Origin of the sequence: Streptomyces alkaliterrae (assembly GCF_007097205.2) — a bacterium.
In the GTDB taxonomy this organism is placed as follows: domain Bacteria; phylum Actinomycetota; class Actinomycetes; order Streptomycetales; family Streptomycetaceae; genus Streptomyces; species Streptomyces alkaliterrae.
Genome location: NZ_VJYK02000043.1, coordinates 1 through 25,166, shown reverse-complemented (window position 1 = coordinate 25,166; position 25,166 = coordinate 1). Strand labels below are relative to the sequence as shown.

Sequence of the window (25,166 nt, the reverse complement as noted above, 5' to 3'; positions counted from 1 at the left end):
GCCGTACTCCCGCCCCCGTCGGCCTTCCGCCCCTGCTCACAGGGTCGCGCCGGTCCGGCCGGGGCGCGCTCCCGGCCGGCGGACGGGGGAAGGATGTCCGCCCCGGGAGGGCCCTAGCGGACCAGGCCCCAGCGGAAGCCGAGCGCGACCGCGTGCGCGCGGTCGGAGGCGCCGAGCTTCTTGAACAGTCGCCGCGCGTGCGTCTTCACGGTGTCCTCGGAGAGGAACAGCTCACGCCCGATCTCGGCGTTGGAGCGGCCGTGACTCATGCCCTCCAGCACCTGGATCTCCCGCGCGGTGAGCGTCGGCGCGGCACCCATCTCGGCGGACCGCAGCCGCCTGGGCGCGAGCCGCCAGGTCGGGTCGGCCAGAGCCTGGGTGACGGTGGCGCGCAGCTCGGCACGGGAGGCGTCCTTGTGCAGGTACCCCCGGGCGCCGGCGGCGACGGCCAGCGCCACGCCGTCCAGGTCCTCCGCCACGGTCAGCATGATGATGCGGGCACCCGGGTCTGCGGAAAGCAGCCGGCGCACCGTCTCCACCCCACCGAGCCCGGGCATCCGGACATCCATCAGGACCAGGTCCGAACGGTCCGCGCCCCAGCGGCGCAGCACTTCCTCGCCGTTGGCCGCGGTTGTCACGCGCTCGACGCCCGGCACGGTCGCGACCGCGCGGCGCAGCGCCTCTCGGGCAAGCGGGGAGTCGTCGCAAACGAGGACGGAAGTCATGGCCGCCCTCCGCTGCTGATGCGCATCACCTTGAGCCTCCAGGCTGTTACGAGTCTTCACCTGTGCGGTTGACCCCCTCGGACATGTGCCCGAGCGCTGATTCCGCCAACCGCCTCCGCACTCTCAACGACGGTCACCCAAAAGAGTTACGGGCTTCCACGCCCGTGTTCAGCACCCAGCGTGAGCGCGCCGGCACACCTCAGAGCCCGCCCGCCGTCTGTGCTCCTGCGGTACTCCTGCGGACCCACTGTGCCCTATTTGGTGGCTTTTGCTTCCGCTTTGTAGCCTCTGTGGCTAGATTCGCAAAGAGTCATATTTACATCCCGTCACACTGCGACTGTTACGGTCGGAGTGTCCTGATCGCTCTGAACTGCGCCGAATCAGCCGCTCAGTGCCGCTTTCGGCCCATCCAGCAGCCCGAAGCAACGCTCCGAGAGGACGAGCAATGGCAGATTTCTCCCGCCTACCGGGCCCGAACGCCGACCTGTGGGACTGGCAGCTACTCGCCGCCTGCCGCGGCGTCGACAGCTCGCTGTTCTTCCACCCAGAAGGGGAGCGGGGTGCGGCCCGCACCGCGCGCGAGGCATCCGCGAAAGAGGTCTGCATGCGCTGTCCGGTCCGCGCCGAGTGCGCCGCCCACGCGCTCACCGTGCGCGAGCCGTACGGCGTCTGGGGCGGACTGACCGAGGACGAGCGCGAGGAGCTGATGGGCAGGGCCCGCGGCCGCCTCGTGAGCAGCGGTACGACCCACGCCGGCTCCGCCGGCAACTGACATGTCGAAGGCCGTTCCCGTCATCCGAACGGCGTAACACCGACCGACCCCCTCGCCCACACGGCGACACGACCAGCAAGACCCCAGCCCGTAGACACGCCGAGAAGACGAAGAAGAAACGTATCGCCGTCGGGTTCCCCACCGAGCCCGACAACCGCCCGCAAAGCCCGGAAGGCCGCCCGCACACCGCGGGCGGCCTTCCGGGGGCGGGGCCCCGTCCTCAGACCCGCCTCACACCCGCCTCAATCCGCGTAGGAGCCCGCGCCGGCGGCCAGCCGCGGCCGGGGGGCGGCCGCGGCCTCCGCCAGGTGCTCCAGCATCGACGCCACCGCCGGCACCCGCACCAGGTCCGGCAGCGTCAGCGCGACCACCTCCCGCCGCACCTCCGGCGCCACCCGCACGATGCTCGCCCCCTTCGGCCGAACGGACTCCAGCGCCAACCCCGGCAGCACCGCCACGCCGAGCCCCGCGCCGACCAGCCCGACCACTGCCGGGTAGTCGTCCGTGGCGAAGTCGATCCGCGGTGTGAAGCCGGCCGCCTCGCACACCTCGACGAGGTGCCGCCGGCAGCGCGGGCAGCCGGCGATCCACGGTTCGTCGGCGAGCTCCTTGATGCCCACCTCGCCCGACGTCCCCGCCTCCTCCAGCCGGTGCCCGCGCGGCACCAGGCCCACCAGCCGGTCGGTGAGCAGCGGCCGGGCCTCCAGGTCCCGCCACTCGGCGCCGCCCGGGTCACCGCCGCGCTCGCCCTCCGTCGGATAGCGGAAGGCGAGGGCGACGTCCGCCTCGCCGGCCCGGAGCATGTCCACGGAACGCGGCGGTTCGGCCTCCACGAGCGACACCCGCGTCCCGGGGTGTCGCTCGCGCAGCGCCGCCACCGCCGCCGGCACCAGCGTCGAGCTGCCGCTGGGGAACGAGACCAGCCGGACCCGACCGGCCCGGAGCCCGGCGATCGCCGCGACCTCCTCCTCGGCGGCGACCAGCCCGCCGAGGATCCCGGCCGCGTGCCTCACCAGCGCCTCACCCGCCTCGGTCAGCCGCATCTCGCGGCCCGTGCGGACGAGAACGGGCGTGCCGACCGACTGCTCCAGCGCGCGCATCTGCTGGCTCACCGCGGGCTGGGTACACCCCAGCTCACGCGCGGCGGCGGAGAACGAACCGCTCTGGGCGACGGCACGAAGGACACGGAGATGACGGGCCTCGATCACATCCCCACCATAAGCACATCTTGGGGCAGACCGGAAAGAATTCGTTCGCTGCTTTGAGCACGCGGATTCTAGGCTGCCGCCATGCGCATTCTCTCCGTGAACATCGGCGGCCCCCAGCCTTCGGAGCACACCAGCTCCCCCACCGGTCACACCGGCATCACCAAGCGGCCGCACGACGGCCCGGTGCCGGTGAGCGCGCCCGGCGCCGAGGGCAGCGGCCTGGCGGGCGACACCATCGGCGACGCCCGCCACCACGGCGGCGACGACCAGGCCGTCTACGTCTACGCCCGGGAGGATCTCGACGCCTGGGAACGGGAGTTGGGCCGCGAGCTGCCGAACGGCGCCTTCGGCGAGAACCTCACCACCACCGGCATCGACGTCAACGACGCGCTGATCGGCGAGCGTTGGCGGATCGGCGGGCAACTCCTGCTGGAGGTCTGCTCGGTGCGCAAGCCGTGCCGGACCTTCGCCGGCACGCTCGGCGAGAACGGGTGGGTCCGCCGCTTCACCGAGGCCGGCGCGCCCGGCCCCTACCTGCGGGTGATCGAACCGGGCGAGGTGCGCGCCGGGGACCCGGTCACCGTCGAGCACCGCCCCGACCACCGCATAACCGTCGGCCTGCTGTTCCGCGCGGTCACCACCGAGCCGGACCTGCTCCCGCAGGTCCTGGACGCCGGCGACGCCCTGGCCGACGCCCCACGCCAGACCGTCCTCAAGCGCCTCGGCACGACAGCCTGACCCGCGGCGCGGCGGCGGCCGGGACCTCCCCCGACCGCCGCCGCGCGATCACGCCTCCCTCCCGCGCGGCCAGAGCGTGTACGACCACGACACCAACGTGTCGATCACCCACGCGATCAACCAGATCCGCCCGGCCGTCGTAAGCCACCCGCTGTGCTCGTCCGGCACCCCGCCCTCGGTGAGCCGCCAGTAGAGCCAGTTCGCGTCGACGGCCCACAGCACCACCTGCACGACGAGGAAGACCGCCGTGTGCAGATACCAGCCCTGCCGCTCCCTACTCGCGCGTTGACGCGCGGACAGCTTGCCGCCTCGGTGTCTGGTCAGGTCCACCGACGCCTCCGTTTCCCTCGCTCGCGTCGCCCCCGTCGAGTCGTGGGACGCCGCGCGGCGCGGCGGGGTTGTCAGCCGGGCCGCGGGGTCGAGGTGTCGGCTTCCGCGTCGCGCGGCGGCGCGGCGGGGATACCGTTCGTGCATGACAACCGCACTCATCACCGGATCGACGGCGGGCATCGGGGCGGCCTTCGCCAGGCGGCTGGCCACCGACGGACACAACCTGGTGCTCGTCGCCCGCGACAAGGAACGGCTGGACAGGCAGGCCACCGAACTCCACGACCGGCACGGCGTGGAGGCGTCGGTGCTGCCGGCCGACCTGGCCACCGAGGAGGGCATCACGGCCGTCGAGGAACGGCTGCGGGACCGCACGGACCCGGTCGACCTGCTCGTCAACAACGCCGGTTTCGGCAACAAGGGCCGCTACCTGGAAGTGCCCATGGCCGACGAGCTGACCATGCTCAGGGTGCACTGCGAGGCGGTGCTGCGGCTGACGACGGCGGCGGTCGGAGGCATGCGCGAGCGCGGTCGCGGCGGCGTGGTGAACGTCGCGTCCGTGGCGGCGTTCGTTCCGCGCGGCACGTACGGCGCGAGCAAGGCGTGGGTCGTGCAGTTCACCCAGGGCGCGGCGCAGGATCTGGCCGGTTCCGGCGTGCGGTTGATGGCGCTGTGCCCGGGCTTCGTGCGGACGGAGTTCCACGAGCGGGCCGGGATGTCGGTGGACAACGTGCCGGGCTGGCTGTGGCTGGACGCCGACAAGCTGGTGGACGCCGCGCTGCGGGATCTCGCGCGCGGCCGGTCGCTCTCCGTGCCCGATCCCCGCTACAAGACGCTCGTCGGTGCCAGCAAGCTGATCCCGCGCGGGCTGATGGGCAAGGTCTCCTCGCGTTCCGGCCGGAAGTACGGCCCGCAGCGCGGCGACTGACGCGAGCCTCCTCTTCGCGGGCGACTCCTTTACCTCCCCAAGGGGATGAAGCGGACCGAACGGGCATAACCTGAGGCTGTCCCCACACGTCAGGGCCCAGGGAGGCCGTCATGACATTCGTGCAGCTCATCGACTGCAGGACCAGTCAGGTCGAGGAGATGAACCGGCTGCTGGACAAGTGGGTCGAACAGACCCAGGGCAAGCGCACCGCCACCCACGCCCTGGTGGCCCAGGACCGTTCCGACTCCACCCACGTCATCGAGATCGTCGAGTTCCCGTCCTACGAGGACGCGATGCGGAACTCGAACCTGCCGGAGACCGACCGGATCTTCCAGGAGATGGTGGCGCTCTGTGACGAGATGCCCACCTTCACCGACCTCGACGTCGTCCGCGACGAGCAGCTCAACATGCGGGTCGCGCGGCGACTGTACGACGAGTGCATCAACCAGCGCCGGCTGGACGTGCTCGACGAGATCTGTTCGCCCGACTACCAGGAGCACGACGCGAACAACGACCGCGATCCGATCACGCTCGCGGAGAGCAAGGAGAACATGCGGCAGCAGTTCGAGGCCTTCACTCCGACGGTCCGGGTCGAGAACATGCTCGCCGACGGAGACCTGGTGATGGTCCGCTGGGACTCCACCGCCCGGCACGAGGGCGAGTTCATGGGCATGCCGCCGACCGGCAAGGAGCTGCGCGCCTCCGGCCACAGCACGCTGCGGTTCAGCGAGGGCAGGATCGTCGAGGCCTGGTGGAACTGGGACCTGCTGCACGCGCTGCGGGAGATCGGCCTGATCCGTTTCGCGGAGTGAGGCCGCCCGCACCGGGGAGCGACGTGGCGGCACGGCTGAAGAGCGCATACCCGCACGCCTCCCTAACCTGGGAATGCGGGGCATGTTCCCTCGTTCGGTTTCCCGTGCGGCGTCTCACCGGGACACCGGCCGGTGCCTCACCCGGCGAGGGGTACCCAGGAGGACACCATGACATTCGTGCAAGTGATCGACTGCAGGACGACTCATGCGGACGAACTCAGCGGTCTGATGGACCAGTGGGTGGAGATGACCGAGGGGCGGCGCACCGCCACTCACTCGATCGTGGCAAAGGACCGCTCGGACGCCACCCACGTCGTGGAGATCGTCGAGTTCCCCTCCTACGAGGAGGCGATGAAGAACTCCAACCTGCCGGAGACGGACCGGATCTTCCGGGAGATGGTGGCGCTCTGCGAGGAGGAGCCCACGTTCACCGACCTCGACGTCGTCCGGGACGAGCAGCTCAACATGCGGCTGGTACGCCGCTTCGTCGACGAGGTGATCAACAGCGGGGACACCCGGGCCGCCACCCGCTTCTGCACCGAGGACTACCGGGAGCACGACCCCTCCCTCTCGTCCTACGACGTGGACCTGGCCCAGGCCATGCGGGAGAACCAGGAGGTCATCTCGGCCATCCGGCCGCGCATCACCATCGAGCGGATCATCGCCCAGGACGACACGGTGAGCGCGGTGCTCGGCTACCAGGGGCGGCACACCGGTGACCTCCAGGGTCTCCCGGCCACCGGCAGGGAGGTCGCGGGCACCGGGCACGTCACCTTCCGCTGCGTCGGCGGCAGGATCGCGGAGAGCTGGTGGAACTGGGACATGATGGGCCTGCTCCAGCAGCTGGGCGCCCTCCCGGACGCCGAGGCGGCGGAGGCGAACAAGGCCGTGGCCCGGCAGATCTTCGAGGCCGTGGGCCGCGGGGACCTGGCGGCCGTCCGCTCGCTGTGCACCGAGGACTACCAGGAGCACGACCCGTCCAACAGCGCCGACCCGATCGGGCTGGACCAGGCCATCGCGGAGCTGCGGCCGTTCGTCGAGGCGATGCACCCCACGTTCACCGTGGAGAGCCAGCTGGCCGAGGGCGACCTGGTGTGCACCCGGTGGACCGCACGGGGCCGCCACACCGGCGAACTCCTGGGACTGGAAGCCACCGGCCGGGAGGTCGTCACCGCCGGCCAGACCATCGACCGGTTCCGGGACGGCAAGGTCTGCGAGTCCTGGTTCAACTGGGACCTGGCAGGTCTGCTCCGCGACCTCGGGGCGACGTAACCGCCGCCGACCGGCGCGGCCGAAGCCCCGCCCCGGGAAACGCCGGAGGACCCCGGCGCCGGAAATCCTCCGGCACGCGGGGCCCTCAGGTGTCGTGGCGTGAGCCCGACCGCTCGGCTCAGTGGGAGTGGCCGTGACCGTGGCCGTGACCGGCCTCGTCCTCCTCGGCCGGCTTCTCGACGACCAGGGTCTCGGTCGTGAGCAGCAGGGAGGCGATGGACGCGGCGTTCTCCAGCGCGGAGCGGGTGACCTTGACCGGGTCGATGACGCCGGCCTTCACCAGGTCGCCGTACTCGCCGGTGGCGGCGTTGTAGCCCTGGCCCTTGTCCAGCTCGGCCACCTTGGAGGTGATGACGTAGCCCTCCAGGCCGGCGTTCTCGGCGATCCAGCGCAGCGGCTCGACGACGGCGCGGCGCACGACGGCGACACCGGTGGCCTCGTCGTCGGTCTTGCCCAGGCCGCCCTCCAGCACCTTCGCGGCGTGGACGAGCGCGGAGCCGCCACCGGAGACGATGCCCTCCTCGACCGCGGCGCGGGTCGCGGAGATGGCGTCCTCCAGACGGTGCTTCTTCTCCTTCAGCTCGACCTCGGTGGCCGCGCCGACGCGGATGACGCACACGCCGCCGGCCAGCTTGGCCAGGCGCTCCTGCAGCTTCTCGCGGTCCCAGTCGGAGTCGGTGGCCTCGATCTCGCCCTTGATCTGCGCGACGCGGCCCTCGATGTCGGCGGCCGAGCCGGCGCCGTCGACGATGGTGGTGTCGTCCTTGGTGACGGTCACACGGCGGGCGGTGCCGAGCACCTCCAGGCCGACCTGGTCGAGCTTGAGGCCGACCTCCTCGGCGACGACGGTGCCGCCGGTGAGGGTGGCCATGTCGCCGAGCATCGCCTTGCGGCGGTCACCGAAGCCGGGGGCCTTGACGGCGACCGCGTTGAAGGTGCCGCGGATCTTGTTGACGACGAGCGTGGACAGCGCCTCGCCCTCGACGTCCTCGGCGATGATCAGCAGCGGCTTCGAGCCACCCGCCTGCATGATCTTCTCCAGCAGCGGCAGCAGGTCCTGGATGGAGCTGATCTTGCCCTGGTGGATGAGGATGTACGGGTCCTCGAGGACGGCCTCCATGCGCTCCTGGTCCGTGACCATGTACGGCGACAGGTAGCCCTTGTCGAAGGCCATGCCCTCGGTGAAGTCCAGCTCCAGGCCGAAGGTCTGGGACTCCTCGACGCTGATGACGCCGTCCTTGCCGACCTTGTCCATGGCCTCGGCGATCAGCTCGCCGACCTGCTTGTCCTGGGCGGACAGCGCGGCGACGGCGGCGATGTCCTCCTTGGAGTCGATCGGGCGGGCGGACTCCAGCAGGTCCTTGGAGACGGCCTCGACGGCCGCGTCGATGCCCTTCTTCAGGGCGGCCGGAGAGGCACCGGCGGCGACGTTGCGCAGGCCCTCGCGGACCAGCGCCTGGGCCAGCACCGTGGCGGTGGTGGTGCCGTCACCGGCGATGTCGTTGGTCTTGGTCGCGACCTCCTTGACGAGCTGGGCGCCAAGGTTCTCGTACGGGTCCTCGACCTCGACCTCACGGGCGATGGTCACGCCGTCGTTGGTGATGGTCGGGGCGCCGAACTTCTTGTCGATGACGACGTTGCGGCCCTTGGGGCCGATCGTCACCTTGACCGTGTCGGCGAGCTTGTCGACACCGCGCTCCAGGGCGCGGCGGGCGTCCTCGTCGAACTTCAGGATCTTCGCCATGGTGCTGGGTCCTCTCAGGTCCTCTCAAACGAACCGCGCCCCGGCCCCGGCTGTCGCGAAGGACTGGGGCGCCAGGGCGCGGCTCGGCAAAACTGGGTGACTTACTTCTCGATGATCGCGAGAACGTCGCGGGCCGAGAGGACGAGGTACTCCTCGTTGTTGTACTTCACCTCGGTGCCGCCGTACTTGCTGTACAGCACGATGTCGCCGACCTTGACGTCGAGCTCGACACGCTTGCCGTCCTCGATACGGCCCGGGCCCACGGCCAGGACGGTGCCCTCCTGGGGCTTCTCCTTGGCGGTGTCCGGAATGACCAGGCCCGAGGCCGTGGTCTGCTCGGCGTCGAGCGGCTGGACCACGATGCGGTCCTCAAGCGGCTTGATGGCAACCTTGGAGCTGGCGGTCGTCACGTCCGACCTCCCCCTTCGGAGATCTCACGGGGTCTGATGGCTGGGGTGTGGCAACCGGTAGATCCGTCGTCGCGGGTGCCGGACCTTCCTGTCGCACACGCGGACACCACGGCGCGCAGGGCGCGCCGGTGCGTTCGCGTTTGTTCTGGCACTCCCACGGGGAGAGTGCCAACGCCGACATTATGCCGCCGTTAGCACTCGGTCAAGCCGAGTGCCAATCACGGCCCGCGCGTCGCGGACGATGGCTACGCTGGAGGCGACACACCCCGGTGCGTCCCCCAAGGAGGCCCGCCATGACCGCCGAACCCCTCGCCTCGGCACCTTCGGACGAGGAACTGCCCGAGTGGTTCTATCCGCCGGAGGGCGGCTGGACGGCGGACGACCTGGACCGCCTGCCGCCGTCCGCCCCGCGCTTCGAGCTGATCGACGGAGCCCTCGTGATGATGTCGCCGCAGACGTACTTCCACAGCCGGGTCATGTGGCGCCTGGCGCAGGTGCTGCATCAGGCGGCACCCGAGGGCATGGAAGTCACAGTCGAGATGTCGGTGAGGTTGGGGCCCCGGCAGCGACCCGAGCCGGACGTCCTGGTAGTGAACGGCCCACCGGACCTCAGTGCGACCTCGCTGCCTCCAGAGGACGTGGTGCTTGCCGTCGAGATCGTCTCGGACGAGTCACGCGAGCGGGATCGGAAGACCAAACCGCTGAAGTACGCGGAGGCCGGCATCCGGCACTTCTGGCGCATCGAGCGGGAGCACGACAAGCCCGTCATCCACACCTACGAGCTGGACGACACCACCGGCGCCTACGTGGCCACCGGCATCCACCGCGACAAGGCGGTGATGCCGGTGCCGTTCCCGGTGGAGATCGATCTGCACTCCCTCGCCGGGCGGTGACCTGACCGGCCGACCACGAGTCCGCTAGATGTAGTCCTCCAGTCTGGCGATGGCGAAGCCCTGGTCGGTGACGGTCTTGAGGGTGCGGCGGACCATGTCCGGCATCGTGCCGCCCCACTCCGCCTTGCCGCGGAAGTGGGTGAGGATGATGTCGCCTGGGTGGAAGACGCGATCGCCCCGGCCCCAGTCGAAACGTTTTGCCCAGGCCTCCTCCGCCCACAGCGGTACGGCGGTGATGCCGCAGGTGGCGGCGGCCCGCAGGGTGTCGCGGTTGTAGGCGCCGTAGGGCGGGCGGAACAGGTGCGGGGTGGTGCCGATCTCCTCGCGCAGGACCTCCTGCTGGCCGCAGATCTCCTTGCGCTGGGCCTCGTAGGAGAGCCTGGGCAGTTCCTTGTGGTTCAGGGTGTGGTTGTGGATCGCGACGCCGTCGCGGTGCATCTCGCGGAAGTAGTCGTAGTTGTCGTTCGCCACGTAGTCCGCGAGGAAGGCGCTGTAGGGGATGTCGAGGTCGCGCAGCATCCGCAGCAGCGCGGGGTCCTTCTCGTAGCCGTCGTCGATGGTCAGGAAGACCACCCGGTCCTTGGTGGGGACGCGGGTGATGACGGGCGGCAGGCCGTCGCCGGCGGTGTGGCCGGAGTCGCTGACCAGCTTGGGTTTCTTGTCGGGTGGCGGCGGGGGCCGCAGCGGGAGGCGTTCCACCCGCCAGTTGCGTACGGCGGCCACGCGGCGGCGTTCGGCCTGGCGGAGCCGTTCGGCGTGGGCGGCGAGGGCGGCGGCCGCGCGTTCGGTCTGGGCGCGTTGGGGGCCGCCGAGGGCGAGCCCCGGCGGTTCGGCGGCGCGCGCGGGGGCGCCGCCCCCCGTCGCGTCGGACAGCGGTTCGTCGAGCGCGCCGGGCGGGCCGTCGTCGCGGGCCGCGCCGTAGCCGCAGGAGACCGCCAGGAACGCGGCGACGGAGACGCACAGCGCCCGTCGCACATGCCGACCGGGCCGAGGGCTGATACCTCCCGTTCGGCCCATTTTTCTGATTTGTGTGATTAGCGACATGGTGCCGGATGCTTCCACCGCGCACCGCGATCGGTCGGCAGGCCGGTCGGCGATGCCGCCGGAAAGCGGCGAGAATGGCCCGTGTGGCCGTACCCGACGACACCCCGAACCCCGCACCCGCACCCGCACCCGCACCGAGCTCGCAAGGTCGAGCAGCGGCCGACCCCGAGGTCGACGCCTTCCTGGCGCTCCTCACCCCCACCGGGCAGCGGCTGCTGACGGAGCTTCGGGACTACGACCCGGCCGACGAACTCGCCGTCGCCACCCGGCTGCGCCGCGACCATCCCGCCGGACTCGTCTCCGCGGCCCTCGGCCAGGCCCGCCTGCGGCAGCGCGCCGCCGCCAAGTTCGGCCAGGACGCCGAACGCATGTACTTCACCCCCGACGGCGTCGAGCAGTCCACCCGCCGGGTCGTCGCCGACCACCGGGCCGCCCGCGTCGTCGCGCTCGGCGTACGCCGGCTCGCCGACCTGTGCTGCGGCATCGGAGGCGACACCCTCGCGCTGGCGCGCGCCGGCGTGCGGGTGCTCGCGGTCGATCGCTCGCCGCTGACCTGCGCCGTACTGCGCGCCAACGCGGAGGCCCTGGGGCTGGCCGACCGCGTGGAGGTCCGCTGCGCGGAGGTCGACGAGGTGCCGGTCGTCCCGGGCGAGTTCGACGCCGTGTTCGTGGACCCCGCGAGGCGCGGCGGACGCGGTCGGGTGTTCGATCCGGAGGCGTACTCGCCGCCGCTGTCCTGGGCGGTCGAGCTGGCGGCGCGGATGCCGAACGCCGCCCTCAAGATCGCCCCCGGGGTGCCGCACGAGGCCGTGCCGAAGGACGCCGAGGCCGAGTGGATCTCGGTGAACGGCGAGGTCAAGGAGGCCGTGCTGTGGTTCGGCGCGGACGTGACACCCGGCGCGGTGCGCGCCACGCTGCTCCCGGCGGGCGACACGATCACCGGCGGCGGGCACCCGGCGCCGCCGGCCGGACCAGTCCTGCGCTACCTGTACGAGCCGGACGGCGCCGTCGTCCGCTCGCACCTCGTGGCCGAACTCGCCGAACAACTGGGCGCCCGGCTCGTCGACCCGACCATCGCCTACCTCACCGCCGACGAACTGCGGCCCACGCCCTTCGCCAGGGCGTACCAGATCACCGACGCGCTCCCGTTCAACCTCAAGCGGCTCAAGGCGCTGCTACGGGAACGCGAGGTGGGCACGCTGACGGTGAAGAAGCGGGGGTCGCCCGTCGAGCCCGAGGAGCTGCGCCGCCGGGTGCGGCCCAAGGGGCCGAACTCGGCGACGGTGTTCCTCACCCGGGTGGAGGGCGCCCCGACGATGCTGCTCGGCCGCCCGGCCGACGGCTGAGCCCGCGCGGCGCTGAGCCGCGCGGCCCGGCGCCGCGCGGCTCAGCGCCGCCGCCGTGGGTTCACTCTTTTGAGGCAGTGCGCTCCCGGCCGTGCAGGCGCCTGGCCTGCTCGTCGTACTCGGCCAGCACCTGGCGGAGCTGGTCCAGCGCCTCCTCGGGCAGTTCGTCGGGCGTGTGCTCGGACACGTGCCGCGCCGCCGCCACCAGTGTGGCGAACTCGTACGCGTGCGTGGTGACCCGCAGGACGCCCGGCCGCTCCCACTCCAGTCGCACCGGGCTCAGCCCTGGCTCGCCATGTGCGCCTTGACCTGCTCCAGCTCCTGCGCGAACTCGTCGTAGTCCTCGCGCATGCCGTTCAGGTAGGCGCTCCAGCCCAGGGAGTTCTTCGCGTAGTGGGCGGCTTCCTGGATCTCCTCGTCGGTCGCTCCGAACAGCTTGGCGGCCTCGGTGTGGAAGAGCGTGCAGTAGCGGCACTTCGTCTCCGAGTGCAGCGCGATCCCGATCAGTTCCTTGTACTTGTTCGGGATCAGCGTCTCGCCGAGTTCGAGCCTCTTGAATATCTCCCACTCGTAGTCGAGCAGGTCGTCGGGGATGCGGGAGAAGAAGTGGGGGACGAGCCCCAGCGTGTCCTTGATCTCCGCCTCGACTTCGGAACGGCTGCGACCAGCCATTCTGACCACTTCCTCGGGTTCCGGTGGCTTCTCCAGCCCCGGCCGGTCCTGGTGGCCGACTCAGACGATGTCGTCGCCTCTCACGATAGTGCCGACTCCGTGCCGCGGCGGTGAAGAGTCGGCAAAGGAGCGGGCTCCGGCGGTCAGCGGCGGTGGTGGCTCAGTCGGTGCCGAGGGAGGTGAAGCGCCAGCGGTGTACCGGGCGGGCGACCAGCTCCGGCGGCGGGTCGGGCAGCTCGGGCGGGCGGAAGGCGGCGTCGTCGTCGGGGGCCTGCCACCAGGTGATGACCAGTACCCGGTCGCCCGGCGCGCTGAACGTCTCCCGGCGCAGCGGCCGACCGGCCGGGCGCTGGGCGCGGGCGAACTCCAGCAGTTCGGCGGCCCGCCCTTCGGCGGCCCGCGCCTCCCACATCACGGCGACGGTCATCCGTCGATCCCCCTCATCCGTCGATCTCCTCGAAGGTGCGCCGCATCACCAGCGCGTCCACCCCCGCGGGCTGGTAGTAGCCGCGCCGGACCCCGATGGGCTCGAATCCGAAGCGCTTGTAGAGGCGTTGGGCGCGGCTGTTGTCGACGCGGACCTCCAGCAGCACCTCGTGGCAGTCGAACGCGGTGGCCGCCGCCAGTAGTTCGGTCAGCAGCAGGGCGCCCAGCCCGCGCCCCTCCCGGTCGGGGGCGACGGCGATCGTCTGCACGTCGCCGGTGCCGTCGACGGCCGCCAGGCCCGCGTAGCCGACGATCCGCTCGGCGCCGCCGCCCGGGCCGTCCTCCACCGCGACCAGATAGCGACGGGTCGCGAACGGCCCCCTGGCGTGCGCCAGCTCCGACCAGAACATGCCGGGCGACCAGGCGTCCTCCGGGAACATCCGCTCTTCGAGCAGCAGCACGGCGGGCAGGTCCCACCAGCGCATCTCCCGCAGCGTGACGCCGCCGCCGGCATCTACGCCGGCGGCGCCCGTCCGGGGGCTTTCACTCACCTGGGGGTGACCACCTTGTAGCCCGCCGGCACCTTCGCGTCGGGGCGCCGCAGGTACAGCGGCAGCGGCGGCAGCAACTCCTCGCCCGAGGCCGACCGCTCGGCGGCCAGCGAGGCCAGGGCCGCCGCCGACTGGTGCTGCGGCAGCTCAGGGCGGAGGCGGGGGAAGGCGTCCGCGTACAGCACCGCGCCCGCGCCGAACGCGGGCAGGTCGGTGACGTCGGCCGGCAGGTCCGCGGCCCGGTCGACCGAGGGCTCACCGCGCCGCGAGCGGTGGTTGTCGTACGCGGCCCAGTAGACCTCCTTGCGGCGCGCGTCGGTCGCGACGACAAACGGCTCGTCGAGTCCGGCGGCGTAGGCCAGCCCGTCCAGCGTGCACAGGCCGTGCACCGGCACGTCGAGCGCGGCGCCCAGCGCACCGGCGGTCGCCAGGCCGACCCGCAGCCCCGTGTAGGGGCCCGGCCCCACACCGACGACCACACCCGTCACCTCGCGGCGGGCGCGGCCGGACTCCCGGAACACCCGCTCCACGGCGGGCATCAGCAGTTCGCCGTGGCGGCGGGCGTCGATCTGGTCGGCGGCCGCGAGGACGCGTTCGCCGTCGTGGAGCGCGGCGGTCACAGCGGGGGTGGCGGTGTCTAGAGCGAGCAGCAGCACGGTCCAAGACTACGGCGCCCGCGCCGGTGGCCGGTCCCACCCAGCCGACCATTCCCACCCCGACAGGGGTCGGCGCCCCGCCGCGGGGGACGGACGGCGAGGCGCCGGGCCAGGGGCTTGCCACCGTTCTGGCGGTGGCCGTCAGGCTGAGGCCAGCGCCTCTGTCGGCGGTAGCCGTGCCGCGCGGAGGGCGGGGTAGAGGCCCGCGAGCCCGCCGATGACAAGGGTGGCGGCGACACCTCCGGCCATCGCCCAGGCCGGGACCACCCCCGGCCAGCCCTGGGAGGCCGAGTAGCCGGTCGTCACTCCGATACCGAGCAGTACACCGCCCACCCCGCCGAGCGCGGAAAGCAGCAGCGACTCCCCGAGGAACTGGGTGCGGACCTGGCCACGGGTCGCGCCCAGCGAGCGGCGCAGTCCGATCTCCGCACGCCGCTCCAGCACCGAGATGACCATCGTGTTGGCCACCCCGACGCCGCCGACCAGCAGTGCCACCGCGCCCAACCCCAGCAGCAGCGCGTTCAGGGTGGCATCCGTGGCCTCCTTGGCGGCGAGCGCGTCGGAGGGGCGGGAGACCTCGGTCTCGTTCGGCGTCTCCGGGCTGGCCGTGGCGCCGAGCACGGACTGCACGTCGGCGACCGCGTTCTCGGCTGAGCGGGTGTAGATCGTCGTCGCGTACCCGTCGAACCCGAGCTCGGACTCGGCGACCGGCCAGCCGACCAGGGCCGTGTAGTCGAGCTCCGGGGCGAGCGGAACCTCATGCAGGATGCCGGTGACGGTGAACCAGCGCTCGCCGAGCCAGACCCGGACGTCTTCGCCGGCCCGGTGCACGCCTAGCCGCTCGGCGGCCTTGCCGCCCAACACCACGGCCGGGTAGCGGGAGGTGGCCTCGTTCAGCCAGGAGCCTGCGGCGACCTCGGCGCCTGTGGTGTCCGGGAGGTCGAGCCGGGCGGCGGCCACCGTGATCCCACCGGACCGGGCGGCCGGGACGTGATCGTTCCGGTACACCTTCGCGTCCGCCTTGCCGACGGCGCTCACCTGCTCCACCGGGCCGATCCGGCTGATCATCTTCTCCGCCTCGGCAGGCAGACGGGCGGCCTCACCGGTGAACGACTGGCCCGGCGACACCTTGAGGAGATTGGTGCCCAGCGCCTCCAGCCGCCGGTTCAGGTCCTCCTTGCTGGACGCGGAGACGCCGACGACGGAAACCATCGCGGCGATGCCGATGGCGATGCCGAGCGCCGACAGGAAGGCCCGCAGCGGGCGGGACCGAAGCCCGCTGCCGGAGGTGCGCAGCAGGTCGGCGGGGCTGAGCCGCGCGGCTCTTGGACGTCTTGCGGTCACCGGTGTGCCGGTCTCACCCGTGCTGGTCCCCCTCGCGCGGGGGTTGCTCGTGCCGCTCATGCGGGCAGCGCCTCCCGCCGTTCGTCCCGGACGATCGCGCCGTCCTTCAGGTGCACGGCACGCGGCAGCCCGGCGGCGATGTCTCGGTCGTGGGTGATGATCAGTACGGTCGTGCCGGCGGCGTTGAGCTCGCGCAGGAGCGCCATCACGTTCTCCCCGGAGGCCGAGTCCAGCGCTCCGGTGGGCTCGTCCGCGAGGAGCAGCGGGGGGTCACCGAGCACCGCGCGGGCGATGGCGGTGCGCTGCTTCTCGCCGCCGGACAGCTGGTGTGGCCGGTGCAGCAGCCGGCGCCCGAGCCCGACCCGGCGCAGCGCGGCCTCCGCCAGCCGGCGGCGCTCGGCCCGCGAGCGGCCCGAGTAGAGCAGGCCGTCCGCCACGTTGTCGAGCACCGGGGTGCCCGCGGCGAGGTGGAACTGCTGGAAGACGAAGCCGATGGACTGGGCACGCAGTGCCGAGAGTTCGCGGTCGGTCAGCGCGGAGACGTCGTGGCCGTCGATCAGCACGGTGCCCGAACTCGGCCGTTGCAGGGTGCCGATGATGTTGAGGAGGGTGGACTTGCCGGAGCCGGACGGCCCGACGACGGCGAGGAGTTCGCCGCGTCCGACGGTCAGCTCGGCGTCGCGCAGCGCGGTGACGTCGCCGTAGGCGCGGCTGACGCCCCGCAGCTCGATGACGGGAGAGCTCATTTCGGCACTCCCACGACAAGTCCGGCCTTGAGGCCCTCGCCGCTGATCTCGACCTTGCCGTCCGCGAACAGACCGGTCTTCACGGGCAGATAGGCGGTCGTTCCGTCGCGGACGACCTCCACCGCGTAGCCGCCCTCGCGGAGCGCCACCAGGGCGGTGACCGGCACCGCGAACACGTCCGTGCGCTGTTCGGCTTCGATCAGGACGTCCACGGGCGCGGACTGGAAGGAGCCGAGCTTCTTCGCGTCGGCCACCGTGAGCTCGACGGGGATCGTGGTCACCGGGGAGCCGCCGCCGGGCTCCTGGCCGCCGGAGGTGGTCACCGGGTGTCCGACCTCGGTGACCTTCGCCTCGACGGTGGAGTTGTCGGGCAGCGTGACCCGCGCCGTGGTGCCCTCCTCGACCAGGCCTTCGAGCGCCACCTCCAGATCGACGGAGATGACCCGCCGGGTGCCGGTGTACTTCAGCACCTCGCCGCCGGCCGGCTTGCCGACCGCCGCCGTGAGCGATTCGACCCGGATGGCGCCGGGCGTGATGACCGCGTCGCCGGGTGCGAGTCGGCCGGTCTCCGGCAGCCCACGGTCGGCCTGGAACTCCCTGAGCGCCGCCTCGGTGCCGGCGGTGAACGTCTCGTCGACGTCGAAGCCGGTGTAGCCGAGCTTGGCGAGGTTCTGCTCCAGCTGCTTGACGTCCTTGCCCTCGCTGCCGTCCCGCAGGGTGCGGTAGAGCGGGATCGAGCCGTAGAGCAGCGGGATGGGCCGCTCGTCCACGCGGTAGACGCTCTTGCCTCGCCCCACGGTGTCACCCGGCGCGGGAAGCCAGGTCAAGGTGCCGCCGCCACCGGACGAGCCGGTGGCGCCGGGGTCCGCGGAGCCGGCGCCCGCACCCGCCCCGTCGAGGGCCACCGCCTCGCCGTGGCCGAGGGTGCCCTTGACCTTCTCGGTACGGGTGAGGGTGGTCTGCTCGACCTTCGTGGTGCCGGGTGGCCCCGAGGGCGCCGCCGAGGCGGTGCCGCCGCCGGTGCCGGGCCAGCCGACGGCGGCGAGGCCGGCGGCCGAGGCCGCGGTCACGGCGGCGAGGGCGATGAGGGCGACGCGCAGCGCGCGACGGGGCCGGGAGGGCGCGGGCGCGGCTGCCGGCTTGTGTGCGTCGGTCACTGTCCGCCGCCCCCGAACCGCATTCCGCCGCCGGACAGCAGGCCCCGGCACTCCTCCATGGCCGCCTTGAAGTCCGAGTCGTGGGGATCGACGCCGGCACCTGGTCCCATCCGGAACCCGCCGCCGTCCTCCGGGTCGGGGACGTCGACGCCCTCGTCACGCATGCACGTGGCGAACTTCCGCATGCTCTCCTTCTGCTCCTCGGTCATCTCTCCGCCGCCGCCCTGCCGCTGCGGCATGTGCTCACGGCATGCCTCGGCGGCCTCGCGCAGCTTCTTCCGGTCGCCGTCCACCAGTTCTGGAGTGATCTTGACGTGCCCCTCCGGGCCGGGGTCCTCCATGTCGACGCCGTTCTCACGCATGCACTCGGCGAACGCCTGCGGGTCGTTCTCGCCGGAGCCGCCGCCCTTGCCGGCTTCGGACGCGCTCTTGCCGCTGTCCACCGAGGCCACGCCCGGGCTGCCGGCGGCCTGGGCGCCGCAGGCCGCGGTGAGCAGTCCCAGGGAGAGCATCAGGGCCGGCAGCGCCAGCCTGGCGCGCCGCCGTGCGGATGGGGGTGAGGAAAACCTGATGGTGTCCATGGCCGCGATGGTGGCCCGGCCGGCTCGGCGGACCCTGGGCGCGACCTCAGAGTTCGCTGGGAGTCCCGGCCGACTCCGCGTCCGCCGGGGCCGGCAGCAGCAGCCGGAACTCCGCGCCCGCGCCCGGGGCGGTGCGCAGCTCGATCCGGCCGCCGTGCGCCTCGGCCAGGGCCGCAGCGATGGACAGGCCGAGTCCGGTGCCGCCGGTGTCGTGGGTGCGGGCGGTGTCGTGGGTACGGGCGGCGTCCGCTCGGTAGAGCCTCTCGAAGACCCGTGCCGCGTGTTCGGCCGGGATACCGGGGCCGGTGTCGGCGACCTCCAGCACGGCGACCGGCTGATCAGCGCTCAGCTCATGCCCGACGACGACGGCGGGTTCGACGGGCCGGCCTGGACCGGCCCGGCGGCTGTCGCGCGCGGCCAGGGCGGCGGGGGTGGCAAGACCGGTGCGCAGGGTCACGGCCGCTTCCGGTGGGGTGTGCCGGAGCGCGTTGGCGAGCAGGTTGCCGGCGAGCTGGCGCAACCGGAGCGGGTCACCGCACACGGTGACCGTGAGAAGTCTCCTGGCGTCCTCGGTCAGGCCGGTCAGTCGGATGGTGCGCTCCGGCGCCCGCGCATGGGCGTCCCTGATCAGCTCGCCTGCGAGCTCGAGCAGGGCGACTGGGCGCTGTTCCAGCGGGCGGTGCTCGTCGAGCCTGGCCAGCAGCAGCAGGTCCTCGACCAGCACCCCCATGCGCTGCCCCTCCGCCTCGATCCGGGCCAGCGCCTCGGCGGGGTCGCCGCCGCGTCGGGAGAGTTCGGCGAAGCCGCGGATGGAGGTCAGCGGTGTGCGCAGCTCGTGTGAGGCGTCGGCGAGAAAGCGGCGCAGCCGCTGTTCGGACTCCCGGCGGGCGGTGATCTCCGACTCGACCCGGCCGAGCATCACGTTCATCGCCTGGCCCAGCCGGCCCGGCTCGGTGTGCGGGTCGGGGTCCGGTACCCGGCTGGCGAAGTCCCCCGCCGCGATCTGACCGGCGGTGGTCTCCATCCGGGTCAGCGGACGCAGTCCGAGTCTCACCACCAGCGCGGCCAGCAGGGCGAGCAGCAGCAGTACCGCGCCCATCACCGCGGCCTCGATGAGCAGCAACCGGTTGGCGGTCTCGTCGATCGGTCTGAGCGAGCTGGCGGCGACCAGCGCCCCACCGCCGGGCACCTCCCGTACCCTCACCCGCCAGTCGCTTCCCTCCGTCCCGGGGACGGTGAAGGGCTCACCGACGCGTTCGAGTAGCTCGGGGTAGGCGGGAAGGCGGGGCTTGCCGCCCTTCGCTCCCTCCGGGAAGGCGACCTCCTCCTCCCCCCGGCCGGAGTAGAGGTAGACGCGGGCCTCTCCGATGAAGCGGGCCACGAACTCACGCTGGAGTGGGTCGGGTTGTTGCGCGCCGCTGCCCGGCCGGACGACCCTGAACCGGTCGGTGCCGCGCTCCTGATGCCGTTCGCCGACGATCCGGTCACCGACCGCCAGCTGTTCGTCGATCCGGTCGAGCAGATACGAGCGCAGCAGCACCAGGCCGACGGCGTTCGCCGCGAGCAGGGCCAGCGCGGTGAGCCCGACGACCACCAGCAGCAGCCGTGAGCGCAGGGGCCAGTGCCGCCACCGCCGCGGCCGGGGCAGTCTCATTCCGCCGTCCTGGGGCGTCGCAGCACATAGCCGACGCCACGCAGGGTGTGGATGAGCGGTGCGCCCCCGGCGTCAACCTTCTTACGGAGGTAGTGGACGTAGCTCTCGACGATCCGGGAGTCACCGCCGAAGTCATAGCCCCAGACCCGGTCCAGGATCTGGGCCTTGCTGACCACCCGCTCCGCGTTCTCCAGCAGATAGGCGAGGAGGCGGAACTCGGTGGGTGAGAGCTCGACCAGCCGGCCGTCGCGGCGCACCTCGTGGGCGCGCTCGTCCAGGCTCACGCCCGCGTAGTGCAGCACACCCGAATCCGAGGGCCGCCCACCGGCCGCGTTGCCGGTGCGGCGCAGAATGGCCTTGGCCCGCAGCACGACCTCCTCCAGGCTGAACGGCTTGGTCACGTAGTCGTCGCCGCCTGCGGTCAGCCCGTCGATGCGGTCCCGTACGGTGTCCCGGGCGGTGAGGAAGAGCACCGGCACCTCGTCGCCGTTCCGGCGGAGCGTGCGGGCGACGTCGAAGCCGTCGACGTCGGGCAGCATCACGTCCAGCACCACCAGGTCCGGGCTGCGGGCCTGGGCCGCGTTGAGCGCCGCGACGCCGCTGGCGGCGGTCGTGACCTCGTAGCCGACCAGCCGGAAGGTCTGGGCGAGCAGTTCGCGGATGTTCGGCTCGTCGTCGACGACAAGCACACTCGTTGCGGCGGGGCCGGGGGTGCTGGACACCTGACCTGCGTACCGGACCAAGCTGAGAGGACGCTGAGAGAGCGCGGGCGGGCTGTCTTCGGCGGGCGCTGCCCGGCGGCTGCTAACGTCACCGGTACGACCGTCGGACCTGCGAGGGGTGACCAAGAGTGGCGCGCAACGGTGCGGGCGTCTTCGTGACCGGACTGACCGCCGCCGCCCTGGCGGTCGTCGCCGTGCTGGCGATGCAGGCCGCCTCCGCCAAGGAGGACGCGGGACCCGCGCAGCGGCCCGCCCCGGCCGCCGGCGGCTCCGCCGCACCCGGCACCGGCGGCGAGAAGGCCGAGCAGGTCGCCGACCCGAAGGCGCTGCCGGCCGGTTCCGGCGACGGCAAGCGGGTCGTCTACTCCCTGGAGTCGGACCGCGTCTGGCTCGTCGACGAGGAGGAGAACGTCACCCGGACGTTCAAGGTCACTCCGGGCACCGTCGACCCGCTGCCCGGCAGCTACACCGTCACCTCGCGGTCCGCGAACATCACCGGTTCGGACGGGGTTCCGGTGGAGAACGTCGTCAGGTTCGCCCTGCACGAGGGCGTGGTGATCGGTTTCAGCGCGGCCACCAGCGGGGAGACGGCCGAGCCCGACCCGAGCAAGAAGACGGGCGGCATCCGCGAGGGCCGCAAGGACGGCAAGGCGATGTGGCTGTTCGCCACCCTCGACACGAAGGTCGTCGTCCTGCCGTGAGCGGGCGCTGAGGCGGGCCTCCCGGACGGGCCCGTCAGGCCGCCGTGCGGCGTTCCTCGTCGTGCGGCGGTGTGGAGACCGCGTCGGCGGCCGCGCAGGCGGCGAGCACGTCCCCGAAGGCGGGCGTCGCCTGCCGTGCCTGCGGTTCAGGGCGTCGGGCCTCACGTGGCGCGTTCCCGGCGCGCTCCGCGCGGCCGGGCGCGGGCTCGCCGGGCGCGGGCTCCTGGTCCGGCATGTCCGGCATGGGCACTCCTCGGACGGTCGCGTCGGCCTGGTTGGTTAGGTGCACCTAACCAGGACTGCTCCCATGGGACCACGCCGGCCGCGTCACACGCAAGATTTTGCCGACAGGGTGTCGGAACGCGGAGGTGCGCCGAGCGGCGCGGTGAGCGCGTGACGGGCGCGCGCCGGAGATGCGCTCCGGCGCGCACGGCGGCGGCGCGGGCGGCCCGGGCGCGCGATTGGCGGCGCGGCGGCGGGATGCGGCGGCGGAGCGCGGCTAGGCGAGGGCGGCTCAGGCGAGGGCGGCCAGATCCGCGGTCGCCCAGCGCTCGCCGACGCCGTGCAGGGTGACCGTGCGCTGGTCCTCGAAGCGTTCCTCCGCGCCCACGGCCCGCTCGATGCGGACGTGCAGCCGGTCCTCCGACAGTTCCTCGACCCTGCCCTCGCCCCACTCCACGGCGACCACCGAGTCCGTCAGGGAGACGTCGAGGTCCAGGTCCTCCATCTCGTCGAGACCGCCGCCGAGCCGGTAGGCGTCCACGTGGACGAGCGCCGGGCCGCCCGTCAGCGACGGGTGCACCCGGGCGATGACAAACGTCGGCGAGGTGACCGCGCCGCGCACCCCCAGGCCCTCCCCGACGCCCCGGGTGAACGTCGTCTTTCCGGCGCCCAGTTCGCCGCTGAGCAGCACCAGGTCCCCCGCGCGCAGAACAGCCGCGACGTCCCGCCCGAGCTGCCGCATCTCCTCTGGCGTACTGACCGTGATACGGGTGTGCATGGCAGCGATGCTAATGCGTCCGTGTGGAGATCAACGCCGGCGGGCGGAACGGCGGCCCGTCGGCGCGGTGGCCGCCGCGAGCAGCCCGAGCAGGCGTTCGTTCAGCAGCTCGGGACGTTCGAGCATCAGCAGATGGCCCGTCTCCGGCACGATCTCCAGCCGGGCCTTCGGCAGGGCGGCGGCGATGGCCTCGCTGTGCGCCTGCGGAGTCAGCAGATCGCGGTCCCCGGCGATCACCAGGGCCGGGCAGTGCGCGAACGCGGCCAGCGCCTCCCGCTTCTCGTGCGCGTGGAACGCCGGGTAGAACTCGGCGACGACGTCGATCGGCGTCGACTCGATGAGCCGTTCCGCGAAGCGGGCGACGGCCGGGTCGACCGCCCGGGTGTCCCCGAAGCTGTAGTGCTTGACGAGGCCCGCGAGCAGGTCGGCGGTGGCCGCGCGGCCGCGCTCGACCAGCGCGCTGTGCGAGGCGAGCGCCTTCAGCACGCCGGGCACGAAGCGGCGCAGCGCGGTGACCCCGGCGGCAGGCAGCCCGTAGGTGACCTCGCCGAGCCCGCCCGCCGACGTGCCCACGAAGGCCGCGCCGACCACCCGGTCGGCGACCTCCTCCGGGTACTGCGCGGCCAGCGCCATCATCGTCATGCCGCCCATCGAGTGGCCGACGAGGATCAGCGGACCCTCCGGCGCCGCCGCGTCCAGTACCGCCTTGAGGTCGCGCCCGAGGCGTTCGATGCTGACGGGGGTGGCGCCGCCGGTGGCCGCGTGGGCGCGCCCGCGCTCACTGCGGCCGTGACTGCGCTGATCCCAGTAGACGGCCCGCACCCCGGGAAGCTCCCGCAGAGCCGCCCGCTGAAAATGCCACGCGTCCTGCGTGAGGCAGTAGCCGTGGCTGAACACCACCGTCAGCGGGGCGCCGGTACCGCCGCCGCCCCGCAGCGCCTTGCCGAGCCGCGACCAGGCGTCGGCGGGCTCGTCGCCCGACGGCTCCGCCGGCTCCTCGACCTCGTAGTGCAGTTCGGTGCCGTCGTCGGCGACGGCCGTACCCGGCGTGCCGCGCAGCGTCCCGTACGGTCCGGCGGCGTCGAGCGCGAGCCGGGCGCGGCGGCGCACCGACCTGTGCACGGTCAGCCGTTCCACGGCGACGCCCGCCGCCACGACGCCCAGCGCGGCTCCGGCGAGTCCCGCCCGACGTCCCCAGCCGTGCTCCGTCACCTCTGCTCCCCCGCCCTCTCCGTCTCCGTCTCTCCGCGGACAGCGTGCCGTTCAGACCCCGACGTACACCCTCGGGACGCGGGGCCCGATGCGGGTCACTATCTCGTACCCGATCGTGCCGATCGCGCGCGCCCAGTCCTCGGCGGTGGGTTCGCCGCGGTCGCCCGGGCCGAACAGCACGGCCTCGTCGCCGACCTCGGCCGTGTCGCCGCCGAGGTCGACGACAAACTGGTCCATCGCGACGCGGCCCGCCACCGTGCGCCATTTGCCGGCCACCAGCACCGGGCCGCAGCCCGAACCGTGCCGGGGCACCCCGTCGGCGTACCCGGCGGGTACCAGCGCGAGCGTCGTCTCGCCGGGAGTCGTGTAGTGGTGCCCGTACGACACTCCGTGGCCGCCCGGCACCCGCTTGACGCTCGCCAGCCCGGCGCTGAGCGTCATCGCCGGACGCAGCCCGAAGTCCGCCGGCACGCCCAGCTCGGGCGAGGGCGACAGGCCGTAGACCGAAACGCCCGCCCGCACCAGGTCGAAGTGGGACTGCGGCAGGGTGAGCGCGGCGGCCGAGTTCGCCATGTGCCGTACCTCGGGGCGCAGTCCGGCCGCCTCCGCCACAGCCAGGGCGTCCCGGTAGACGGCCAGCTGCGCCTCGATCGAGGGGTGGCCGGGTTCGTCGGCGCAGGCGAAGTGCGACCAGATCCCGGTCACCCGGAGCGCGCCGGTGGACTCGGCGGCCCGGGCGGCGTCGACCAGTTCCCGCCAGTCGGCGGGCTGGCAGCCGTTGCGGCCGAGTCCGGTGTCCACCTTGAGCTGCACCCGGGCCCCGCGGCCGGCCTCCGCCGCGGCCGCGACGATCTCGCGCAGCGCCCACAGCCCGCTCGCCGACACGTCCACGTCCGCCTCGATGGCCTGCTTCCAGGGCCCGCCGGGCGTCCACAGCCAGGCCAGCACCCGGCCGGTGTCACCGGCCGCGCGCAGCGCCAGCGCCTCCTCTGGCGTGGCGGTACCGAGCCAGCTCGCGCCCGCCTCCCGGGCGGCGCGGGCGCACGGCACCATGCCGTGACCGTAGGCGTCCGACTTCACGACGGCCATCAGCTCCGCGACGGCGGCCCGGGCCCGCAGCGCGTGGACGTTGGCGCGGACGGCGTCCAGGTCGACGACCGCGCGGACGCGCGGAGGCAGGTGCGGTGGTGCGGTGTTCACCGCCCCAGTGTCGCAGCCCCACCACAACCCGCCGGCCCACCGTCCACAAACAGCGCGACGCGCCTCCCCGGAGGCGCAAGGCTCACCGGCGGGCGGGCCTGGTCGCAGAGGCCCGTACGTCGGCTCTTGTCATGGCCTGATCGTCCGGTCGGGACACAGCCCGGCCTCGGTCTCAGCGCCCGGTGCTCGCCTCGACCAGTTGCCAGTGGAACATCTCCACACGGCTCGCCGGTCGACTCCGCGACGGCGGCCAGCAGACCCTCCGGGGTGAGCCCGGGCACGGGGACAACCGGCTCATTGGTCTGGAACTGCGGGTGGGCGGGGG

29 protein-coding genes are annotated in these 25,166 nt (G+C 72.6%); 8 read left to right on the top strand and 21 right to left on the bottom strand.

Annotated elements, in window-relative coordinates:
• Positions 1–113: 113 nt before the first annotated feature.
• Positions 114–725 (bottom strand): response regulator transcription factor, encoded by a 612-nt coding sequence (locus tag FNX44_RS06425; RefSeq protein WP_028426699.1) that lies wholly within the window; start codon positions 723–725, stop codon positions 114–116.
• A 445-nt stretch (positions 726–1,170) separates the two neighbouring features.
• Between FNX44_RS06425 and FNX44_RS06420 the strand changes: the two genes are divergently transcribed.
• Positions 1,171–1,497: a WhiB family transcriptional regulator gene (locus FNX44_RS06420; RefSeq protein ID WP_143646992.1), complete on the top strand. Its 327-nt coding sequence runs from the start codon at positions 1,171–1,173 to the stop codon at positions 1,495–1,497.
• Positions 1,498–1,739: 242 nt separating this feature from the next.
• On the opposite strand, the gene FNX44_RS06415 is transcribed toward FNX44_RS06420, so the two are convergent.
• Positions 1,740–2,705 (bottom strand): LysR family transcriptional regulator, encoded by a 966-nt coding sequence (locus tag FNX44_RS06415; protein ID WP_143646991.1) that lies wholly within the window; start codon positions 2,703–2,705, stop codon positions 1,740–1,742.
• Between the two features lie 81 nt (positions 2,706–2,786).
• Between FNX44_RS06415 and FNX44_RS06410 the strand changes: the two genes are divergently transcribed.
• The gene (locus tag FNX44_RS06410; protein ID WP_143646990.1) at positions 2,787–3,443 is read left to right on the top strand and encodes an MOSC domain-containing protein; all 657 of its coding nucleotides are present in this window, start codon (positions 2,787–2,789) and stop codon (positions 3,441–3,443) included.
• Between the two features lie 48 nt (positions 3,444–3,491).
• Here FNX44_RS06410 and FNX44_RS06405 read toward each other — a convergent pair whose 3' ends face one another.
• Positions 3,492–3,773, bottom strand: coding sequence for a hypothetical protein (locus tag FNX44_RS06405; RefSeq protein WP_143646989.1), 282 nt, complete (start codon positions 3,771–3,773; stop codon positions 3,492–3,494).
• 142 nt (positions 3,774–3,915) lie between these two features.
• On the opposite strand from FNX44_RS06405, the gene FNX44_RS06400 reads away from it, so the two are divergent.
• The 3 genes from FNX44_RS06400 to FNX44_RS29640 all read left to right on the top strand — a co-directional run bounded on the left by FNX44_RS06400 (position 3,916) and on the right by FNX44_RS29640 (position 6,782).
• Complete coding sequence (locus FNX44_RS06400; RefSeq protein ID WP_143646988.1) at positions 3,916–4,698, top strand: SDR family NAD(P)-dependent oxidoreductase; 783 nt, start codon at positions 3,916–3,918, stop codon at positions 4,696–4,698.
• Positions 4,699–4,808: 110 nt separating this feature from the next.
• Complete coding sequence (locus tag FNX44_RS06395; RefSeq protein WP_143646987.1) at positions 4,809–5,510, top strand: ester cyclase; 702 nt, start codon at positions 4,809–4,811, stop codon at positions 5,508–5,510.
• Between the two features lie 168 nt (positions 5,511–5,678).
• The gene (locus tag FNX44_RS29640; RefSeq protein WP_143646986.1) at positions 5,679–6,782 is read left to right on the top strand and encodes an ester cyclase; all 1,104 of its coding nucleotides are present in this window, start codon (positions 5,679–5,681) and stop codon (positions 6,780–6,782) included.
• Positions 6,783–6,900: 118 nt separating this feature from the next.
• On the opposite strand, the gene groL is transcribed toward FNX44_RS29640, so the two are convergent.
• Together groL and groES are read right to left on the bottom strand one after the other, a co-directional pair.
• Positions 6,901–8,526: a chaperonin GroEL gene (groL, locus tag FNX44_RS06385; protein ID WP_143646985.1), complete on the bottom strand. Its 1,626-nt coding sequence runs from the start codon at positions 8,524–8,526 to the stop codon at positions 6,901–6,903.
• A 101-nt stretch (positions 8,527–8,627) separates the two neighbouring features.
• Complete coding sequence (gene groES, locus FNX44_RS06380; RefSeq protein WP_143646984.1) at positions 8,628–8,936, bottom strand: co-chaperone GroES; 309 nt, start codon at positions 8,934–8,936, stop codon at positions 8,628–8,630.
• Between the two features lie 293 nt (positions 8,937–9,229).
• On the opposite strand from groES, the gene FNX44_RS06375 reads away from it, so the two are divergent.
• A complete protein-coding gene (locus FNX44_RS06375; RefSeq protein ID WP_143646983.1) occupies positions 9,230–9,829 on the top strand; it encodes a Uma2 family endonuclease in 600 nt (199 codons plus the stop codon).
• Positions 9,830–9,853: 24 nt separating this feature from the next.
• Here FNX44_RS06375 and FNX44_RS06370 read toward each other — a convergent pair whose 3' ends face one another.
• Positions 9,854–10,864: a polysaccharide deacetylase family protein gene (locus FNX44_RS06370; RefSeq protein ID WP_407699166.1), complete on the bottom strand. Its 1,011-nt coding sequence runs from the start codon at positions 10,862–10,864 to the stop codon at positions 9,854–9,856.
• Positions 10,865–11,055: 191 nt separating this feature from the next.
• Here FNX44_RS06370 and FNX44_RS06365 point away from each other — a divergent pair, with 191 nt between their 5' ends.
• Entirely contained in the window at positions 11,056–12,219 is a 1,164-nt protein-coding gene (locus FNX44_RS06365) for a class I SAM-dependent methyltransferase (protein ID WP_228449707.1), read from the top strand.
• Positions 12,220–12,280: 61 nt separating this feature from the next.
• Here FNX44_RS06365 and FNX44_RS06360 read toward each other — a convergent pair whose 3' ends face one another.
• From FNX44_RS06360 to FNX44_RS06310, 11 genes are all read right to left on the bottom strand, one after another.
• Positions 12,281–12,493, bottom strand: a complete 213-nt coding sequence (locus FNX44_RS06360) for a hypothetical protein (protein ID WP_143646980.1) — start codon at positions 12,491–12,493, stop codon at positions 12,281–12,283.
• 5 nt (positions 12,494–12,498) lie between these two features.
• Positions 12,499–12,891 (bottom strand): carboxymuconolactone decarboxylase family protein, encoded by a 393-nt coding sequence (locus FNX44_RS06355; protein ID WP_143646979.1) that lies wholly within the window; start codon positions 12,889–12,891, stop codon positions 12,499–12,501.
• Positions 12,892–13,051: 160 nt separating this feature from the next.
• Positions 13,052–13,318, bottom strand: a complete 267-nt coding sequence (locus FNX44_RS06350; RefSeq protein ID WP_143646978.1) for a hypothetical protein — start codon at positions 13,316–13,318, stop codon at positions 13,052–13,054.
• A gap of 13 nt (positions 13,319–13,331) precedes the next feature.
• On the bottom strand, positions 13,332–13,868 hold the full coding sequence (gene rimI / locus FNX44_RS06345) for a ribosomal protein S18-alanine N-acetyltransferase (protein ID WP_323369087.1): 537 nt from the start codon (positions 13,866–13,868) through the stop codon (positions 13,332–13,334).
• The gene (gene tsaB, locus FNX44_RS06340) at positions 13,865–14,524 is read right to left on the bottom strand and encodes a tRNA (adenosine(37)-N6)-threonylcarbamoyltransferase complex dimerization subunit type 1 TsaB (protein ID WP_143646977.1); all 660 of its coding nucleotides are present in this window, start codon (positions 14,522–14,524) and stop codon (positions 13,865–13,867) included. Before tsaB ends, rimI begins: the two co-directional genes overlap by 4 nt.
• A gap of 141 nt (positions 14,525–14,665) precedes the next feature.
• The gene (locus FNX44_RS06335; RefSeq protein ID WP_143646976.1) at positions 14,666–15,928 is read right to left on the bottom strand and encodes an ABC transporter permease; all 1,263 of its coding nucleotides are present in this window, start codon (positions 15,926–15,928) and stop codon (positions 14,666–14,668) included.
• The gene (locus FNX44_RS06330) at positions 15,925–16,614 is read right to left on the bottom strand and encodes an ABC transporter ATP-binding protein (RefSeq protein ID WP_143646975.1); all 690 of its coding nucleotides are present in this window, start codon (positions 16,612–16,614) and stop codon (positions 15,925–15,927) included. The genes FNX44_RS06335 and FNX44_RS06330 overlap by 4 nt, the downstream gene beginning before the upstream one ends.
• Positions 16,611–17,771 carry a peptidoglycan-binding protein gene (locus tag FNX44_RS06325; RefSeq protein ID WP_143646974.1) on the bottom strand — a complete coding sequence of 387 codons (1,161 nt, stop codon included), beginning with the start codon at positions 17,769–17,771 and terminating at the stop codon, positions 16,611–16,613. Before FNX44_RS06325 ends, FNX44_RS06330 begins: the two co-directional genes overlap by 4 nt.
• A complete protein-coding gene (locus FNX44_RS06320) occupies positions 17,768–18,352 on the bottom strand; it encodes a hypothetical protein (protein WP_143646973.1) in 585 nt (194 codons plus the stop codon). The genes FNX44_RS06325 and FNX44_RS06320 overlap by 4 nt, the downstream gene beginning before the upstream one ends.
• A 46-nt stretch (positions 18,353–18,398) precedes the next feature.
• Entirely contained in the window at positions 18,399–20,006 is a 1,608-nt protein-coding gene (locus tag FNX44_RS06315) for a sensor histidine kinase (protein ID WP_228449703.1), read from the bottom strand.
• A complete protein-coding gene (locus tag FNX44_RS06310) occupies positions 20,003–20,728 on the bottom strand; it encodes a response regulator transcription factor (protein WP_143646972.1) in 726 nt (241 codons plus the stop codon). Before FNX44_RS06310 ends, FNX44_RS06315 begins: the two co-directional genes overlap by 4 nt.
• A 128-nt stretch (positions 20,729–20,856) precedes the next feature.
• On the opposite strand from FNX44_RS06310, the gene FNX44_RS06305 reads away from it, so the two are divergent.
• Positions 20,857–21,429 carry a hypothetical protein gene (locus FNX44_RS06305; protein WP_181356370.1) on the top strand — a complete coding sequence of 191 codons (573 nt, stop codon included), beginning with the start codon at positions 20,857–20,859 and terminating at the stop codon, positions 21,427–21,429.
• Between the two features lie 34 nt (positions 21,430–21,463).
• On the opposite strand, the gene FNX44_RS06300 is transcribed toward FNX44_RS06305, so the two are convergent.
• From FNX44_RS06300 to alr, 4 genes are all read right to left on the bottom strand, one after another.
• Complete coding sequence (locus tag FNX44_RS06300; RefSeq protein WP_228449702.1) at positions 21,464–21,673, bottom strand: hypothetical protein; 210 nt, start codon at positions 21,671–21,673, stop codon at positions 21,464–21,466.
• 270 nt (positions 21,674–21,943) lie between these two features.
• A complete protein-coding gene (tsaE, locus tag FNX44_RS06295; RefSeq protein ID WP_143646971.1) occupies positions 21,944–22,429 on the bottom strand; it encodes a tRNA (adenosine(37)-N6)-threonylcarbamoyltransferase complex ATPase subunit type 1 TsaE in 486 nt (161 codons plus the stop codon).
• A 30-nt stretch (positions 22,430–22,459) separates the two neighbouring features.
• Positions 22,460–23,641: an alpha/beta fold hydrolase gene (locus tag FNX44_RS06290; RefSeq protein WP_143646970.1), complete on the bottom strand. Its 1,182-nt coding sequence runs from the start codon at positions 23,639–23,641 to the stop codon at positions 22,460–22,462.
• 51 nt (positions 23,642–23,692) lie between these two features.
• Positions 23,693–24,841, bottom strand: coding sequence for an alanine racemase (gene alr, locus FNX44_RS06285; protein ID WP_143646969.1), 1,149 nt, complete (start codon positions 24,839–24,841; stop codon positions 23,693–23,695).
• Positions 24,842–25,166 lie beyond the last annotated feature (325 nt).

Bases quoted from the DNA above. Each gene is read 5' to 3' on its own strand.
- groL (WP_143646985.1), bottom strand. From the start codon at position 8,526: ATGGCGAAGATCCTGAAGTTCGACGAGGACGCCCGCCGCGCCCTGGAG.
- tsaE (WP_143646971.1), bottom strand. From the start codon at position 22,429: ATGCACACCCGTATCACGGTCAGTACGCCAGAGGAGATGCGGCAGCTC.
- FNX44_RS06300 (WP_228449702.1), bottom strand. From the start codon at position 21,673: ATGCCGGACATGCCGGACCAGGAGCCCGCGCCCGGCGAGCCCGCGCCC.
- FNX44_RS06410 (WP_143646990.1), top strand. From the start codon at position 2,787: ATGCGCATTCTCTCCGTGAACATCGGCGGCCCCCAGCCTTCGGAGCAC.
- FNX44_RS06395 (WP_143646987.1), top strand. From the start codon at position 4,809: ATGACATTCGTGCAGCTCATCGACTGCAGGACCAGTCAGGTCGAGGAG.
- FNX44_RS06335 (WP_143646976.1), bottom strand. From the start codon at position 15,928: ATGAGCGGCACGAGCAACCCCCGCGCGAGGGGGACCAGCACGGGTGAG.
- FNX44_RS06350 (WP_143646978.1), bottom strand. From the start codon at position 13,318: ATGACCGTCGCCGTGATGTGGGAGGCGCGGGCCGCCGAAGGGCGGGCC.
- FNX44_RS06375 (WP_143646983.1), top strand. From the start codon at position 9,230: ATGACCGCCGAACCCCTCGCCTCGGCACCTTCGGACGAGGAACTGCCC.
- FNX44_RS06330 (WP_143646975.1), bottom strand. From the start codon at position 16,614: ATGAGCTCTCCCGTCATCGAGCTGCGGGGCGTCAGCCGCGCCTACGGC.
- FNX44_RS06400 (WP_143646988.1), top strand. From the start codon at position 3,916: ATGACAACCGCACTCATCACCGGATCGACGGCGGGCATCGGGGCGGCC.
- FNX44_RS29640 (WP_143646986.1), top strand. From the start codon at position 5,679: ATGACATTCGTGCAAGTGATCGACTGCAGGACGACTCATGCGGACGAA.
- FNX44_RS06315 (WP_228449703.1), bottom strand. From the start codon at position 20,006: ATGAGACTGCCCCGGCCGCGGCGGTGGCGGCACTGGCCCCTGCGCTCA.
- FNX44_RS06425 (WP_028426699.1), bottom strand. From the start codon at position 725: ATGACTTCCGTCCTCGTTTGCGACGACTCCCCGCTTGCCCGAGAGGCG.
- FNX44_RS06355 (WP_143646979.1), bottom strand. From the start codon at position 12,891: ATGGCTGGTCGCAGCCGTTCCGAAGTCGAGGCGGAGATCAAGGACACG.
- FNX44_RS06420 (WP_143646992.1), top strand. From the start codon at position 1,171: ATGGCAGATTTCTCCCGCCTACCGGGCCCGAACGCCGACCTGTGGGAC.
- FNX44_RS06320 (WP_143646973.1), bottom strand. From the start codon at position 18,352: ATGGACACCATCAGGTTTTCCTCACCCCCATCCGCACGGCGGCGCGCC.